Annotated in this window: 14 protein-coding genes; 6 read left to right on the top strand and 8 right to left on the bottom strand. The window is 61.2% G+C overall.

Translation table 11 applies throughout. The features are described 5' to 3' along the window. Nucleotides 1-11: 11 nt before the first annotated feature. Complete coding sequence (locus tag V5F23_RS07095) at nt 12-1,718, bottom strand: ShlB/FhaC/HecB family hemolysin secretion/activation protein (protein ID WP_053146339.1); 1,707 nt, start codon at nt 1,716-1,718, stop codon at nt 12-14. 216 nt (nt 1,719-1,934) lie between these two features. Here V5F23_RS07095 and V5F23_RS07090 point away from each other — a divergent pair, with 216 nt between their 5' ends. Next, on the top strand, nt 1,935-2,207 hold the full coding sequence (locus V5F23_RS07090) for a hypothetical protein (protein ID WP_042732913.1): 273 nt from the start codon (nt 1,935-1,937) through the stop codon (nt 2,205-2,207). A gap of 245 nt (nt 2,208-2,452) precedes the next feature. Here V5F23_RS07090 and V5F23_RS07085 read toward each other — a convergent pair whose 3' ends face one another. Further along, on the bottom strand, nt 2,453-3,799 hold the full coding sequence (locus V5F23_RS07085; RefSeq protein WP_042731679.1) for a DEAD/DEAH box helicase: 1,347 nt from the start codon (nt 3,797-3,799) through the stop codon (nt 2,453-2,455). 193 nt (nt 3,800-3,992) lie between these two features. Between V5F23_RS07085 and V5F23_RS07080 the strand changes: the two genes are divergently transcribed. Continuing rightward, nucleotides 3,993-5,291 (top strand): mechanosensitive ion channel family protein, encoded by a 1,299-nt coding sequence (locus tag V5F23_RS07080; RefSeq protein ID WP_042731678.1) that lies wholly within the window; start codon nt 3,993-3,995, stop codon nt 5,289-5,291. Between the two features lie 111 nt (nt 5,292-5,402). Here V5F23_RS07080 and V5F23_RS07075 read toward each other — a convergent pair whose 3' ends face one another. The 3 genes from V5F23_RS07075 to V5F23_RS07065 form a co-directional block, all read right to left on the bottom strand. Next, nucleotides 5,403-6,269, bottom strand: a complete 867-nt coding sequence (locus V5F23_RS07075) for a carboxylate/amino acid/amine transporter (protein ID WP_042731677.1) — start codon at nt 6,267-6,269, stop codon at nt 5,403-5,405. A 393-nt stretch (nt 6,270-6,662) separates the two neighbouring features. Next, nucleotides 6,663-7,262, bottom strand: a complete 600-nt coding sequence (locus tag V5F23_RS07070; RefSeq protein WP_042731676.1) for an FMN-dependent NADH-azoreductase — start codon at nt 7,260-7,262, stop codon at nt 6,663-6,665. Nucleotides 7,263-7,413: 151 nt separating this feature from the next. Next, nucleotides 7,414-7,728 (bottom strand): hypothetical protein, encoded by a 315-nt coding sequence (locus V5F23_RS07065; RefSeq protein ID WP_042731675.1) that lies wholly within the window; start codon nt 7,726-7,728, stop codon nt 7,414-7,416. A 50-nt stretch (nt 7,729-7,778) separates the two neighbouring features. On the opposite strand from V5F23_RS07065, the gene V5F23_RS07060 reads away from it, so the two are divergent. The 4 genes from V5F23_RS07060 to V5F23_RS07045 all read left to right on the top strand — a co-directional run bounded on the left by V5F23_RS07060 (nt 7,779) and on the right by V5F23_RS07045 (nt 11,990). Beyond that, a complete protein-coding gene (locus tag V5F23_RS07060; protein ID WP_042731674.1) occupies nt 7,779-8,702 on the top strand; it encodes a LysR family transcriptional regulator in 924 nt (307 codons plus the stop codon). A gap of 12 nt (nt 8,703-8,714) precedes the next feature. Next, the gene (locus V5F23_RS07055) at nt 8,715-9,518 is read left to right on the top strand and encodes an alpha/beta hydrolase (protein WP_042731673.1); all 804 of its coding nucleotides are present in this window, start codon (nt 8,715-8,717) and stop codon (nt 9,516-9,518) included. Nucleotides 9,519-9,522: 4 nt separating this feature from the next. After that, on the top strand, nt 9,523-10,077 hold the full coding sequence (locus V5F23_RS07050) for a peptidylprolyl isomerase (RefSeq protein WP_042731672.1): 555 nt from the start codon (nt 9,523-9,525) through the stop codon (nt 10,075-10,077). Between the two features lie 80 nt (nt 10,078-10,157). Then, nucleotides 10,158-11,990, top strand: coding sequence for an ABC transporter ATP-binding protein (locus V5F23_RS07045; protein WP_042731671.1), 1,833 nt, complete (start codon nt 10,158-10,160; stop codon nt 11,988-11,990). Nucleotides 11,991-12,165: 175 nt separating this feature from the next. On the opposite strand, the gene V5F23_RS07040 is transcribed toward V5F23_RS07045, so the two are convergent. The 3 genes from V5F23_RS07040 to V5F23_RS07030 form a co-directional block, all read right to left on the bottom strand. Then, complete coding sequence (locus V5F23_RS07040) at nt 12,166-13,290, bottom strand: GNAT family N-acetyltransferase (protein ID WP_042730836.1); 1,125 nt, start codon at nt 13,288-13,290, stop codon at nt 12,166-12,168. A 127-nt stretch (nt 13,291-13,417) separates the two neighbouring features. Continuing rightward, a complete protein-coding gene (locus V5F23_RS07035; RefSeq protein WP_237614165.1) occupies nt 13,418-14,494 on the bottom strand; it encodes an RHS repeat-associated core domain-containing protein in 1,077 nt (358 codons plus the stop codon). A 188-nt stretch (nt 14,495-14,682) separates the two neighbouring features. Further along, nucleotides 14,683-15,993: an OprO/OprP family phosphate-selective porin gene (locus V5F23_RS07030; protein ID WP_042730834.1), complete on the bottom strand. Its 1,311-nt coding sequence runs from the start codon at nt 15,991-15,993 to the stop codon at nt 14,683-14,685. Nucleotides 15,994-16,113 lie beyond the last annotated feature (120 nt).

The raw sequence follows: 16,113 nt of genomic DNA, 5'->3' as shown, positions 1-16,113 counted from the left end.
TGCAGCAAAAATTAAAGAAGTACGTCCAGGCGGAAGTAGATCGGCGCTTCGCGCTCGGTCAGGGGATCCGGCCGTTCCAGGGAATGGGCGAAGGTGACGCTGGCGGTCAGGTGCTCGCCGCGGGCAAACAGCTCCGCCGAGTTGCTCGACATGCGCCCGTGCTGATCGCCGTTGTAGCGGTCACCGCGGATCACGCCCTGGTCGTAGCCAAGGCTGGCGCCGTATTCGGCGAAGACCGGGCGCAGCCAGGCCTGGGAGATCGGACGGCTCCAACGCAGGTCGTTGCGCCAGTAGCCACCGCTGTCGCCGGACAGCGACTGATCCTTGTAGCCGCGAATCGACGACTGCCCGCCCAGGCTTATGCGCTGCGGGCTGAACAGCACATCCTCGCTGCGCTGACCGGTCATCAGGCTGCTGAAACTGAACGACTCGTTCCACAGCTTGAAGGGCAGCAGGTAACTGGCGGTGGCGGTGTACTTGCGGTAGCGGGCATCGGCCTGGCCGGGGCCCGGGCTGTTGTTGTCCTGGGCATCGAACGCGCCAATGCCTTGCTGCATGCCCAGGTCCAGGTTGATGAAGGCGCTGCCGACCCGCCGGCCATGGTTGATGCCGAACTGTGCTTCGCTCAGGCGATTGCTGCTGACCGCCAGCTTGCTGTCTTCGATGAAGTTATTGCTGCGCAGGTAAGCCAGGCCAGTGTTCAGGGAGGTCTTGCTCAGAGCATCGCGGTGGATCACTCGCTCAACGCGCAACTGGTGGTTCTGGCTGTCGCCGGTCTGCTTGAAGTTGAAACCGTTCGCCGCGATCTGCGAGCGGTACTCGCTCTGGCTGTAGGTGTAGCTGACGTTCCACCAGCCAAACGGCAGGTTGTAATAGAGCATGGCGTTGTTGGAGGTGTGCTGGTGGTCGGTCATCGCGTCGTGACCACCGCGCAACATCAGTTGATCAGCCAGGCCCAGCGGGCTGTCCCATTCAAAGCGAGTGCCCCACTGTTGCTCACCGGTGCTGCGCTGGCCGTCGTTGCTGCGCGACAGGCCGGCACGCCAGGGCTTTCGCGGGTCATTGGTGACGCGCACTTCACTGCCGCCAACGTTCTGGCCGGGGGTCAGCTCCATTTTTGCCTGGTTCGACGGCAGGCGATTGAGCTGGTCCACCATCTGTTCGATCTCTCGAAGGTTGACCAGGTCGCCGGCCTTGCCGGGAAACGCCATCGCCAGCTCACGATCCGACAGTTGGCTGTTCTCGGCGCCTTCAAGGCCTTCGAGCCGCCCTTCCACCACCAGCACGCTCAAGTGCCCGCCCGACAGATCCTGCTGCGGCAGGTAGGCACGACTGGTGACCAGGCCTTTTTCGATGTAGCGGTCGGTGATGACCTTGAGCAACTCGTTGAGCTGGGTCACCCCCAGGCACTGGCCGATGTAAGGTTTGAGCAGACGCTCGCGCTCACTGGCGGAGAGACTGTCTGCGCCCTTGAGTTCGATGGTCTTGATGGGGAAACAACGGGCATCGACCGGCGCCGTCGGCTGGGCCGGCTTCGCTTCCTGGCCCGGCAAGTCCTTGAGCTCCTCCAGGCGACGCTGCTGCTCTTCGAGCAGGCGATTCTGGCGCTCACGGATCAGGTCGGTTTCACCGGGTGTCGGGGCGGCGCGGGCGTCGGTCAGCGGAGAAAGGCACAGCAGAGCCAGGCACAACCTCGCCCAATGGGCGGGTGAGGACATGTTCGATCCCTCGAGCAAAAATGACATCAAAATAGTGGCGCGATATTAGAGAGCCATCATTTTGGCGTCAATTAACCACTGCCCGAAAAATGAAAGTTTCATGGAACGTTGGTCGGAAACCCGGTGACGTCGGATTGAACTCTTTCAAGGTGAACTTTCAGGCCCAAACCAGCCTCAACCCCTTACCCGCCCAACAAGGAATACGAGGCCCGCCCCATGAAAACCTTCCTGAAACTCACCCTGGCCACCACCCTCGCCTGCGCCCTGCCCGCCTGGGCCTGCACGCCCGAGGAAGCCACCGCCAAACGCGAGCAACTGGCCCAGGAAGTGACCAGGCTCACTCAGCAGAATCCGGCCAAGGCCAAGGAAATCAACGATGAACTGCAGGCCATGGATCTGAAGACCGCCAGCAAGGATTTGCCGGACAAGTGCCAGTTGATCGACAAGCGTTTGCAAGAGTTGAAAGAGGCGCAGCAGAAGGCGGGTTGATTGCCCCAACCGGAGTGCCACAGGTCTTTGTGGCGAGGGAGCTTGCTCCCGCTGAGCCGGCAGGCGAATGCTCCCGTGCGAAACATCCCAAACGTGGGATCAACCCCTTGAGTCAGGTGAACAGGCAGCCTGATGGGGCCGCTGCGCAGCCCAGCGGGAGCAAGCTCCCTCGCCACGGTTCCTGTGCCAGGCAAAAAAAAAAACCGGACTCAGGGTCCGGTTTTTTTTGCAACGCTACAGCCCCCTCACTCCGCCGCCGGAGCCTCTGGCTTGCGACGCTTGAGCGGGGCCATGCCGTCCTTGCTGACCAGCGAAGGCGCGTCGGCTTTCGGGCGGTTGGCGGTCTTGCGCTTGGTCGGGGACTTGGCGGCGGCTTTCTTCTTGTCGCCCTTGCCGTCGACCTTTTTCTTCTTCACGCCAACGGCCTTGCCCGACGCCTTGACCTTTTTCGGTCCGCTGTAGGTGCCCTTGACTTCCTTGATGGTGCGGCGCTCGAAGCTCTGCTTGAGGTAGCGTTCGATGCTCGACATCAGGTTCCAGTCGCCGTGGCAGATCAGCGAGATCGCCAGGCCGTCATTGCCGGCGCGGCCGGTACGGCCGATGCGGTGCACGTATTCATCGCCGCTGCGAGGCATGTCGAAGTTGATGACCATGTCCAGGCCGTCCACGTCCAGGCCGCGGGCGGCAACGTCGGTGGCGACGAGGATTTTCACGCCGCCCTGCTTGAGGCGGTCGATGGCCAGCTTGCGGTCCTTCTGGTCTTTCTCGCCGTGCAGGACGAAAGCCTTGTATTCCTGCGCCACCAGGCGACCGTAGATGCGGTCGGCCATGGCGCGGGTGTTGGTGAACACAATGGCCTTTTCGTAGGTTTCGTTGGCCAGCAACCAGTTCACGATCTGCTCTTTGTGCTGGTTGTGGTCCGCCGTGATGATCTGCTGGCGGGTCGTGGAGTTCAGTTGGCTGACCGCGTTGAGCTGCAAGTGCTCAGGGTTGTTCAGCACCTTGGCGACCATCTCGCGCAGGCCCGAACCACCGGTGGTGGCGGAGAACAGCATGGTCTGCTGGCGATTGGCGCACTCGTCCACCAGGCGCTGCACGTCTTCGGCAAAGCCCATGTCCAGCATGCGGTCGGCTTCGTCCAATACCAGCACTTCGACCTCCTTGAGGTCCAGGTTGCCGGCGTTCAACTGTTCGATCATCCGCCCTGGGGTGCCGATCAGGATGTCCGGCACCTTGCGCAGCATGGCGGCCTGGACCTTGAAGTCTTCACCGCCGGTGATCAGGCCGGACTTGATGAAGGTGAACTGCGAGAAGCGCTCCACTTCCTTCAAGGTCTGCTGGGCCAGTTCACGGGTCGGCAGCAGGATCAGGGTCTTGATGCTGACGCGGACCTTGGCCGGGCCGATCAGGCGGTTGAGAATCGGCAGCACGAACGCAGCGGTCTTGCCACTGCCGGTTTGCGCCGTCACCCGCAGGTCACGCCCTTGGAGCGCGAGCGGAATGGCCGCTGCCTGCACGGGCGTTGGCTCGACAAATTTAAGCTCGGCCACGGCTTTGAGCAGGCGTTCGTGCAGGGCGAATTCGGAAAACACGGGTGCTACCTCGAAGAAATGCAAAAAAACAGCTGCATAGGGTAACGGTTTCGAGCGCGAAGGCCGAGTTTCTTTATGCAAACGCCGACAATATGCGATTTTTTCCGGCCTCCGCGCGCCCTAACGGTCACCTGGGCCGGCTTAAATGCTCTAATCGCGCCGTCGCGTCTTATAGAGAAGAACCGTTTCGTCCATGGATATCAAACAACTCTGGGTCCACCTTCAAGACCTCTGGGGTGCCCTAGACCAGCACCCACTCCTGCACTCCGGCCTCGGCCTGATGTTGCTGCTGGTGATTGCGCTGGTGCTCGGGCGCGTGGCGCGCTACCTGATCCTGCACGCCGCCAAGCTGCTGGGGCGCCAACCGGCCCTGCACTGGATCAATGACCTGCGCCAGAACAAGGTCTTCCATCGCCTGGCGCAGACAACGCCGTCGCTGATCATCCAGTTCGGCCTGCACCTGGTGCCGGAACTGAGCAAGGCCAGCCTGGTGTTCCTTGGCAATGTCGCCACGGCCTTCACCATCCTATTCATGGTGCTGGCCCTCAGTGCGCTGCTCAGTGCCCTGCTGGATGTCTACGCGCGCACCGAGCACGCGCGCACCCGCTCGATCAAAGGCTACGTGCAACTGACCAAGATGGTGCTGTATGTGTTTGCCGCGATCATCATCGTCGCCACCCTGATCGACCGCTCGCCGCTGTTGCTGCTGTCCGGCCTGGGTGCGATGTCGGCGGTGATCCTGCTGGTCTACAAGGACACCTTGCTGTCGTTCGTCGCCAGCGTGCAGTTGACCAGCAACGACATGTTGCGGGTCGGCGACTGGATCGAGATGCCCCAGGTCGGGGCGGACGGCGACGTGGTGGACATCACTTTGCACACGGTCAAGGTGCAGAACTTCGACAAGACCATCGTCTCGATCCCGACCTGGCGCCTGATGTCCGAGTCGTTCAAGAACTGGCGTGGCATGCAGCAATCCGGCGGCCGACGCATCAAGCGCAGCCTGTTCATCGACGCCAGCGGCGTGCGTTTTCTGCATGACGAGGAAGAACAGCGCCTGACCCAGGTGCGGCTGCTGACGGATTACATCAGCCGCAAGCAAGCTGAGCTCAAGGCCTGGAACGAAGCCCAGGGCAACGTCGCGGCAATGTCGGCGAACCGTCGACGCATGACCAACCTGGGGACCTTCCGCGCCTATGCCCTCGCCTACCTGAAAAGCCACGCCGAGATCCAGCCGAACATGACTTGCATGGTCCGCCAGTTGCAGACCACGGCCCAGGGCATCCCCCTGGAAATCTACTGTTTCACCCGCACCACGGTGTGGGCCGACTATGAGCGGATCCAGGGGGATATCTTCGATTACCTGCTGGCGGTGATGCCGGAGTTCGGCCTGAACCTGTACCAACAGCCCAGCGGCACGGACCTGCGCTCAGGCCTGCTGCCGGCGGTGTTGGGGGCGAGCCACCTGCCGGAGCCGCAGAAGCAGGTGGTCTAAAGCCAACCACCACCCCCCTGTGGGAGCGAGCTTGCTCGCGATAGCGGTGTGTCAGAAACATAGATGCTGACTGATGATCGGCTATCGCGAGCTAGCTCGCTCCTACAGTGTTCAGGGTGAAGGCTGAGGCTGGCGTACCCCCAACCGGCTGATCCACACCGCCGCCAATATCACTGACCCGCCCAGCAGCAAGCGGCCCAGTGCTTCGTGCTGGTTCCAGATCAGCAGGTTCAGCAGCAACCCTACCGGCACATGCAGGTTGTTCATCACCGCCAGCGTGCCGCCGTTGACCAGGCACGCGCCCTTGTTCCACCAGTACAGCCCCAGCGCGGTGGACACCAGGCCGAGAAACAGCAGCACGCCCCATTGCAGCGGTGCCTCGGGCCAGAAGTCGGCCTTGCCGAACAGCAGGAACGCCGGCAACGCCACCGCCAGCGCACCGAGGTAGAAATAGCCGAAACGCCGGTAGTGCGGCAGGTCGCTGGGGTGGCGGGCCACCAGGTGCTTGTACAGCACCTGCCCGGCCGCGTAGGTGAAGTTGGCCAGTTGCAGGAGCAAAAAGCCCATGAAGAAATCCGGGTTGATCCGGTCATAGCGAATCACCGCCGCACCGGCCACGGCCACCAGCGCCGCGATCAACGCCCATGGGTTGAAGCGGCGGTTCAGTGCGTCTTCGATCAGGGTGACGTGCAGCGGGGTCAGGATGGTAAAGAGCAACACTTCTGGCACCGTCAACACCCGGAAGCTCAGGTACAGGCAGACGTAGGTCACGCCGAACTGCAAGGCACCGATCAGCAACATGCCGCGCATGAACGACGGCTCGACCTGGCGCCAGCGCGTCAATGGAATGAACACCAGCCCTGCCAGCACGACCCGCACTAGCACCGCGAAATAGCTGTCGACGTGCCCGGCCAGGTACTCGCCGATCAGGCTGAAGGAAAACGCCTGGATCAGCGTCACAAAAAGTAGATAGCCCATAAGCCCCTCGTTTCGAATGGCGGCGAAGATAGCGGTTTTACGCGGTGGGGGCGAGTTTGCTGGCGATGGCGGCGGTGCATTCACAGATCCAGCCCAGCGCACACAAGATCCGTAAGCACCGCACTTCCGTGTGGGAGCGGGCTTGCCCGCGAAAGCGGCGTGTCAGCCAACAAATTTGTCACTGATGAGCCGCCTTCGCGGGCAAGCCTGCTCCCACAAAGGGTTTTGTGTGAGTGAAATCGCAGGCAAAAAAAAGCCCGATCTCGCCAGGGCGTTCAATCGGGCTGATGCACTCAGGAGCAATAAGTGCAAAGGGAGGTTCGATGCGCAAAACGGTTTGAAGGGAAGCGCCAGGTCACTAGACCACCTGGCGATTACCCGAGGATTAACGGATCAGGCGACCTGGGAGAGCTTGGCATTGGCCTGGTTCAGGCCCTTCTCCTGGAAGTCGCCGCCCAGGTTCATGCCCTCGGCATGGATGAAGGTCACGTCGTGGATCCCGATGAAGCCCATGACCTGGCGCAGGTACGGTTCCTGATGGTCAGTGCTGCCGCCGGCATGGATACCGCCACGGGCGGTCAGCACGAAGGCGCGTTTGCCGGTCAGCAGGCCTTGCGGGCCGGTGGGGGTGTATTTGAAGGTCACGCCGGCACGCAGTACGTGGTCGAGCCAGGCCTTCAAGGTGCTTGGAATCGCGAAGTTGTACATCGGCGCCGCCATCACCAGCACATCGGCGGCCAACAGTTCCTCCGTCAACTGATCGGAACGTTCCAGCGAGGCATTTTCGCTGTCGTTGCGTTGCTCGGCAGGCTTCATCCAGCCACCCAGCAGGTTGGCGTCAAGGTGCGGCACCGGGTTGACGGCCAGGTCACGGACCTTGATCTCATCGGCCGGGTGCGCGGCTTTCCACTGGTTGATGAACGTCTGAGTCAGTTGACGGGAAACCGAGTCTTGCTGGCGGGCGCTGCTTTCGATGATCAGGACGCGTGACATGGGTTGTAGGCTCCATCTGAAAATGTTGTCAGTCGATGGAGTGAAGATTAAACATGAGCATATCGATGAAAAAGCGCAAATAACTGCTGTAAAGCATCGATAAATTCGTTTATAAGCGGAGCAAGCACTCGGCGCTTGCCCCGCTATGCCGTTATTTCGGTTGGCAGGTCAGCACGATGCGCAGCTTGATGATGTTGCGGTTGAACTTGGCCGTGGCGTTCTTGAACTTGCCGGCGGCGACTTCGAGCTTGCGGGTGCGTGGCGCTTCGGGGCCGTTGCGAAAGACCACCGTGCACGCCGCGTCCGTGTTGCCGTAGTTGTTGACCTGGATGGAGCCGATGTCGGCATCGGTGTCGTAGGCGTTGTAGTCGATGCTCAGGCCGTTGAGGTGTTTTTCCACATCGATCGGGTACGCAAACGCGGTCAGCGGCAGCAAGGCCAGCACCGCACAACAGATTTTTTTCATTCGGCAGTCTCCACCCAGGGACCGCCAGCTTAGGACAAGAGGAGCTCAATATGAAAGCGCCCCGCGTGACCCTTGATCAATGGCGAACGTTGCAGGCCGTGGTGGACCACGGCGGTTTCGCCCAGGCCGCCGAAGTGTTGCATCGCTCCCAGTCATCGGTCAGCTACACCGTGGCCCGCATGCAGGACCAGCTCGGCGTGCCGCTGCTGCGGATCGACGGGCGCAAGGCCGTGTTGACCGAGGCCGGCGGCGTGTTGCTGCGGCGCTCCCGGCAACTGGTGAAACAGGCCAGCCAGTTGGAAGACCTGGCCCACCACATGGAGCAAGGCTGGGAAGCGGAAGTGCGCCTGGTGGTCGACGCGGCCTACCCCTCGGCCCGCCTGGTGCGCGCGTTGACGGCGTTCATGCCGCAAAGCCGTGGCTGCCGGGTCCGGCTGCGCGAAGAGGTGCTGTCGGGGGTGGAGGAAGTGTTGCTCGAAGGCGTGGCCGATCTGGCGATCAGCAGTTTCAATATTCCTGGCTACCTCGGCGCGGAGTTGAGCGATGTAGAGTTCGTCGCAGTGGCGCACCCTGAACATGCCCTGCACCGGCTCAATCGCGAACTGAGCTTCCAGGACCTGGAAAGCCAGCTGCAAGTGGTGATCCGCGACTCCGGGCGCCAGCAACCCCGGGACGTGGGCTGGCTCGGCGCCGAGCAGCGCTGGACCGTCGGCAGCCTCGCCACCGCCGCCACGTTCGTCAGCAGCGGCCTGGGCTTCGCCTGGCTGCCCCGGCACATGATCGAGCGAGAACTCAAGGAAGGCACGCTCAAACGACTACCCTTGGATCAGGGTGGCAGCCGTAACCCGAGTTTCTACCTGTATTCAAACAAGGAAAAACCCCTGGGCCCGGCAACGCAGATCCTCGTCGAACTGCTGCGCACCTTCGACACCGCGCCGCTGGATGCGCCGTTCGCCGCCCCTGAACAAGCCTGACAGGAGTCATCGATGGCCTACTTCGAACATGAAGGTTGTCACCTGCACTACGAGGAATACGGCCACGGTGCGCCCTTGCTGCTGGTCCACGGCCTGGGTTCCAGCACTCGGGACTGGGAACAGCAGATCCCGGCGCTGTCCGCTCACTATCGATTGATCGTCATGGACGTGCGCGGCCACGGCCGCTCCGACAAGCCTCGCGAGCGCTACAGCATCGAGGGTTTCAGCGCCGACCTGATCGCCCTGATCGAACACCTCGACCTCGGCCCGGTGCACCTGGTGGGCTGGTCCATGGGCGGGATGATCGCCTTTCAGCTGGCCGTGGACGAACCTGCGCGGGTCAGGAGCCTGTGCATCGTCAACAGCGCCCCCGAAGTCAAGGTCCGCACGCCCGACGACTGCTGGCAATGGTTCAAGCGCTGGAGCCTGATGCGCCTCCTCAGCCTGGAAACCATCGGCAAGGCCCTGGGCGCCAAGTTGTTTCCCAAGCCCGGGCAGATCGAGTTACGCCTGGAAATGGCCCGACGCTGGGCAAAGAACGACAAACGTGCTTATCTCGCCAGCTTCGACGCGATCGTGGGTTGGGGCGTCCAGGAACGACTGTCGCAGGTCACCTGTCCAACGCTCGTCATCTGCGCCGACCATGACTACACCCCTGTGGCGCTCAAAGAAGCCTATGTGAAGCGGCTGCCGAATGCGCAACTGGCGGTCATCGCCGATTCACGGCACGCTACCCCGCTGGATCAACCCGAACGCTTCAACCAAACCCTGTTGCACTTCTTGAGCGCAACCGACTCCACCACTCAGGATCACTGACCCCATGCTGAAAAAAATCGCCCTCGCCGCCGGTACCGTATTGTTCGCCGCCAACCTGATGGCCGCGCCTGCGCCTCACGTGCTGCTGGAGACCACCAATGGCCAGATCGAAATCGAACTGGACCCGGTCAAGGCCCCTATCAGTACCAAGAACTTTCTCGAGTACGTGGACAGCGGTTTCTACAACAACACGATTTTCCACCGCGTGATCCCCGGCTTCATGGCCCAGGGCGGCGGTTTCACCCAACAGATGCAACAGAAGGACACCAAGGCACCGATCAAGAACGAAGCCAGCAATGGCCTGCATAACGTTCGCGGCACCTTGTCGATGGCCCGCACTTCCGATCCGAACTCGGCCACCAGCCAGTTCTTCATCAACGTGGCCGACAATGCGTTCCTCGACCCGGGCCGTGACGCCGGTTACGCGGTGTTCGCCAAAGTGGTCAAGGGCATGGACGTGGTGGACATCATCGTCAACTCTCAGACCACCACCAAGCAAGGCATGCAGAACGTGCCAATCGACCCTGTGATCATCAAGTCGGCCAAGCGCATCGACTGAGGCACACGGCAAGCCTGAGCGGCGAGGCCAATCGCGCGCCGCTCACAGCAAAAGGAGAGCCCCTGCCAGGGCATTGACCGATGGTTTATCGCCGTTTCGAACAACTGATCGACATCTTCCGCGACGCCCCCACTTCGGCACCGCCGAACCGCGTCCTACCCTTCTACACCTATTACCTGAAACAGGTCTGGCCGAGCTTCGCCGTGCTGCTGGTGGTGGGCCTGGTCGGCGCACTGATCGAAGTGGCGCTGTTCAGCTACCTGAGCCGCATCATCGACCTGGCCCAGGGCACGCCCAATGTGGACTTCTTCAAGATCCACGGCCTGGAGCTGGCCTGGATGGCCGTGGTGGCGCTGATCTTTCGCCCCATTTTCGTGGCCCTGCATGACCTGCTGGTGCACCAGACCCTGAGCCCCGGCATGACCAGCCTGATCCGCTGGCAGAACCACAGCTATGTGCTCAAGCAGAGCCTGAATTTCTTCCAGAACGATTTTGCCGGGCGCATCGCCCAGCGCATCATGCAGACCGGCAACTCCCTGCGCGACTCGGCGGTGCAGGCCGTGGATGCGCTGTGGCACGTGCTGATCTACGCCATCAGCTCGCTGGTGCTGTTCGCCGAGGCCGACTGGCGCCTGATGATCCCGCTGTTGCTCTGGATCGCCGCCTACATCGGCGCCCTGTGCTACTTCGTGCCGCGGGTCAAGGAGCGCTCGGTGGTGTCGTCCGATGCCCGCTCCAAGCTCATGGGCCGGATCGTCGACGGTTACACCAACATCACCACCCTGAAGCTGTTCGCCCACACCAACTTCGAACAGCAATACGCCCGCGAGGCGATCCAGGAACAGACCGAAAAAGCCCAGCTGGCCGGCCGCGTGGTGACCAGCATGGACGTGGTCATTACCAGCATGAACGGCCTGCTGATCGTCGGCACCACGGGCCTGGCGCTGTGGCTGTGGACCCAATCGCTGATCAGCGTCGGCGCGATTGCCCTGGCGACCGGGCTGGTGATTCGCATCGTCAACATGTCCGGCTGGATCATGTGGGTGGTCAACGGCATCTTTGAAAACATCGGCATGGTCCAGGATGGCCTACAGACCATCGCCCAGCCGGTCAGCGTCACCGACCGCGACCAGGCCAAGCCCCTGGCGGTGGCCCGGGGCGAGGTGCGCTTCGAACATGTGGACTTCCACTATGGCAAGAAAAGCGGGGTGATCAGCGACCTCAACCTGACCATCAAGTCCGGTGAGAAGATCGGCCTGATCGGTCCGTCCGGCGCCGGTAAGTCCACCTTGGTCAACCTGCTGCTGCGTCTCTATGACGTGCAGGGCGGGCGCATTCTCATCGACGGCCAGGACATTGCCGAAGTGAGCCAGGAAAGCCTGCGCTCGCGCATCGGCATGATCACCCAGGACACCTCGCTGCTGCACCGTTCGATTCGCGAGAACCTGCTCTACGGCAAGCCCGACGCCACCGACGCACAGCTCTGGGAGGCCGTGCACAAGGCCCGCGCCGATGAGTTCATCCCGCTGCTGTCGGACGCCGAGGGGCGCACCGGCTTCGATGCCCACGTGGGTGAGCGCGGCGTGAAACTCTCCGGCGGCCAGCGCCAGCGCATCGCTATCGCGCGGGTGCTGCTCAAGGATGCGCCGATCCTGATCATGGACGAAGCAACGTCAGCCCTGGACTCGGAAGTCGAAGCGGCGATCCAGGAAAGCCTCGAGACCCTGATGCAAGGCAAGACGGTGATCGCCATCGCCCACCGCCTCTCCACCATCGCCCGGATGGACCGGTTGGTGGTCCTGGAGCATGGCCGCATCGCCGAAACCGGCAGCCACGCCGAACTGCTGGCGCACGGCGGGTTGTATGCGCGGCTGTGGCAGCACCAGACGGGTGGGTTTGTGGGGATCGACTAGGACCTGACTCAACCGTACCTGTGGCGAGGGGATTTATCCCCGCTGGGCTGCGGAGCAGCCCCAAAAGAGTCCAACTCAATCAGCCTGATACACCGAGGTGCCAGGTTTTAGGGCTGCTTCGCAGCCCAGCGGGGATAAATCCCCTCGCCACAGAGGGCCGTGCCAGCCAGTGAGTTCAGCACTGTCGATACGGCAGTGCAGTCCTGGCCTCCTCGGCGTAAGCCAAAACCCCTTCCTGCTCGCGCGCCAGGAAGTCCGCCACCGCGGCCTTCAACCCCGGATGGCGCAAGTAATGCCACGACCGGGTGATCACCGGCTCGAACCCACGTATCAATTTGTGCTCGCCCTGGGCACCGGCATCGAAGCGTTGCAAGCCGTGGGCAATCGCATAATCCATGCCCTGGTAGAAACAGGTCTCGAAGTGCAAGCGATCGTATTCCGCCAGGCAACCCCAGTAACGCCCATAGAAGCTGTCGCCGCCCACCAGGCTGAAGGCCATCGCCACCGGCCGTGAGCCTTGCTTGGCCAGCACCACGCGAATCGCCTCGGGCATGCGTTCGGCCAGCAGGCTGAAGAACGCCCGCGTCAGGTACGGCGCCTGCCGACGCACCGCGTAGGTGTTGGCGTAACAGGCGTAGACGAAATCCCACTGCGCCTCGTCCAGTTGATGGCCATCGAGCCATTCGAACTCGATGCCCTGCCCCGCCACCTGCTCGCGCTCCTTGCGCATCTGCTTGCGCTTGCGGGAACTGAGCGCATCGAGAAAATCCTGGAAGTCCCGGTAACCGCGATTCTGCCAATGGTACTGGCAGCCAATCCGCTGCAACCAACCCTCCTGCCCGGCCAGCGCGGTATCGGTGAAGTCATCGGTAAAGTTGATGTGGGCGCTGGACAGCCCCTCGACCTCCAGATACCCCGGCACGCTGCCCAACAACGCCAGCCCATCCTCCCCCCGCGCCGCCAGCAGACGCGGACCGCTGACCGGGCTGAACGGCACCGCCGTCAGCAGCTTGGGGTAATAGTCGATACCGGCCCGGGCACACGCATCGGCCCAGCCGTGGTCGAACACGTACTCACCGTAGGAATGCCACTTGCGGTAACTGGGCAAGGCGGCCAGCAGACGACCGTCTTCGACGAGCAGCAAATGCTCGGGCTGCCAACCGGATTGCGGGCCGAGGCTGGCACTGTCTTCCAGGGAGCTCAGGAAGGCGTGGCGCAGGAACGGTTGATGGTCGGGCACCATCGCGTCCCATTCCTGGGACGCGATGGTGGAGAGAGTGTCCAGTACGTGAAGCGGCATGCGGGTCCTCGATAGCCGGACGATGGATGGAGCGAGTATCGCCTATCTGGACCCGGTGAGACGAGGAGCAAAGTAGTTTTTGAGTTCATGGCCGATGGGCGTGAATTCCCATTGCTACTCCATTCGATCAATCACCGTCAGGCTGATAACCTAAGTGCCGCTTCCTTACGTTTGGCTCACGCGGCCTTGCAGCTCTGACTTCCTTAATTTGGACTTCTAGGTTCGCCCGAACTCTACCTTTATTCGCAAGAGCTCTGATTGCCATTCTAGAATCGTAATCCTCGGCGACTCTCTTGATTGTCGCAGCGCCCTCCCTAGTGATACCGATTTTCCCTTCGTTTTTTTTGGCGTACTCGTGAGCCGTAGTGGCTAATATCGCATCATCTTTCAATGTCTCGAAATCCAAAGCATTGCGCTGCCCTGCTTTCTCCGCATCATCCCAAAACAAAAGCGCTCGTTTTCTCAAACGAGAAATATGTTTCTTTTCAATCGGATACAACGTTGTCGGATGAGACTTCGAATTTCTAGAAAGTATCTTCGGCAATTTTTCATAACCAGGCGTAGCGGTGGTGACCCTTGGAGATCCAATCGTGTTCCTGAAACCTCTCAGCAACCATCCCCACGGACTATGCCCCGTTGGATCCACGCTATTTATCGGATCCCCCACGCAATAGATATACGCATTCAAGCCCCCCTTGCCAAACGGGCTCAAGTTGTCCGGACTGTGAAATCGCATCAACAACGGATTGAAGACTCTGTAGCCGTTGCCCAACAAATACCAACCGGTTTGTGTCTCACGTCGTTCGCCGTTGTAGCCCAGATGACAGTTCACCGAGGCGCTCTGCGTAAGATGGCCGTACGCCGAATAAGCGATGCTTTTGACAGCACCCTGGCTGATCTCACTCAACACGCTGTTCTTGTCATCGCCCGCCAACAGCATGACCTCTGAACCACTGCCGGTCCGGTGCTCGGCAAGTACGACACCCTCGGCGCGGATGAAAGTGCTGTTGATGTTCCCGTTGGTTTCATTCGCCAATTCATCGCTTCGGTAGAAACGTTGCTCTCTACCGGCGGAGGTCGTTCGACCAATCAAGTTGTCCAGCGCGTCATAGTGAAAGCCGTCAGTCGTTTCGTTGCGTGAAACCCCGGAGTCGCCGAGAGAGCCATTGGACCCAGGCTGTCCTACTTTATCTGAACCCGCCATGTCGTTCTCCGCATCTGCCATTGCGCCTGAACGAAGTAAGCACGTTTTCCGGAAACCGTGAAACTGTCAGGGTTTACAGGTGCATGCCCGTACAGTGCCCCCGGAAAAAAGGCCAAAAAAAACCCCGCCAGAGGCGGGGTTCAAAGGAGCTTAACGGATGAAGCGAGAGCGGTGTAGCGGTACGTGGCTTAGAACACGTACTGGGCGCGCATGACAAAACCATCGCCGTCGTCGTCACCGTTGACGTTGGTGACTTTGTCGGTCTTGGCCTTGATGTAGGCGGCGGAGATTTTCACCGCTTCGTTGGCGTACCAGTTCACGCCCAGGTTGTGCACCTTGGCTTCGGCATCGCCGACGTCGCGGGTGGCGCTGGCGGTGGTGATGTTGTCGTCTTCGACGGTCATGCTGTCGTAGCGATAGAACACTTCCCAGGCGCCGATGGATTTGTTCTGAGGCTTGATGGCGTCGAACTTGCCCACTTTATAGCCGCGCGATTCACCGGTGAGGGTGTAGGCGCCCTGAACGTAGAAGCCATGGCCCTTGAGGTCTTCGAAGCCGTCGGCATCAGCCTTGGTCTTGCGGGTGATGTACTCACCCTGGATCGACGCAGGCCCCATGGCGAAGGCGGCTTCCAGGCCGAACGCGGTGTCGCGGTCGTAGGAACCGGCCGGCGAGTTGTTGGCACCGCCCAGTACCGGACGGTTACCGTTAGGGCCGGCATCGTTGCCGCCGAGGGTTTCTACGCCACGCATGCCCAGGCGAGAGCGATAACGTGCATCGAACACGGTGTCGGAGACATCGCGCGAGGCCACGTTCACACCGAAGTGCAACACGTTGCCAGCCTCGTGCATCGGGGCGAACACGAAGCGGCCGTTGACTTGCTTGACGCTGTCGCCGTCGGTGTCGTCGGTGTCCTTGCTGAACACACCGGCCGATGCATAGAACGAATCGGCGAAGGTGCTGGACGCTTGCAGGCCCAGGCCGTTCTGGTGGCTGTTGGCCCAGTCGATCAGGTCGTAAGCAGCGTTACGCTCAGGCGCGGTGACCCACTTGGAGCTGGTGGCTTTTTCCAGGCCGAAGTCGGGGTCGAAACGACCGACCTTGATCGACACTGGTTTGAAACCGTTATAGGCCAGGGACGCTTCGTCGAAGTAGCCGTTGTCCGAGTCGCCGCTGTTGTGGGACATGTCGTAGTTGATGGTGTAGGCCCAGTCCGTGTACAGCACGCCGGACAGTTCCAGGAATGCGCGACGGATGTAAGCGGCATCGGCAGATTTGCCGTTGTCGGTGTAGATCCCGTCGAACTGGCTGTAGTCAGCCTGCAAACGACCGCCGAGCTTGAAGCTGAACTCTTTGTCAGTGGTAGCGACCTCAAGGCCGCCCTTGGTCTTGACCACGATATCGGCGCCATCGGTGGTGACGGTGCCGGCGAAAGCCTGGGCGGTTACTGCCATTGCCAGTGCGCTGGCGGCAAAACCTGCGAAGTGCTTACGGATCATCGAAGAATTCCCCTAGTTGGTAGTCTATGCGTTAGAAAACACGCGGAACTGGGCCCGCTGGTGTTGGGAGGGGATCTTGGCGGCAGGTTGTGTCAGGCGAGTTGCTATCACATAAAGATT

The organism is Pseudomonas sp. WP18 (assembly GCF_036689585.1).
GTDB lineage: Bacteria > Pseudomonadota > Gammaproteobacteria > Pseudomonadales > Pseudomonadaceae > Aquipseudomonas > Aquipseudomonas chlororaphis_E.
The sequence above is the reverse complement of the archived record's forward strand: the minus strand, read 5'-3'. Positions and strand labels throughout refer to the sequence as shown.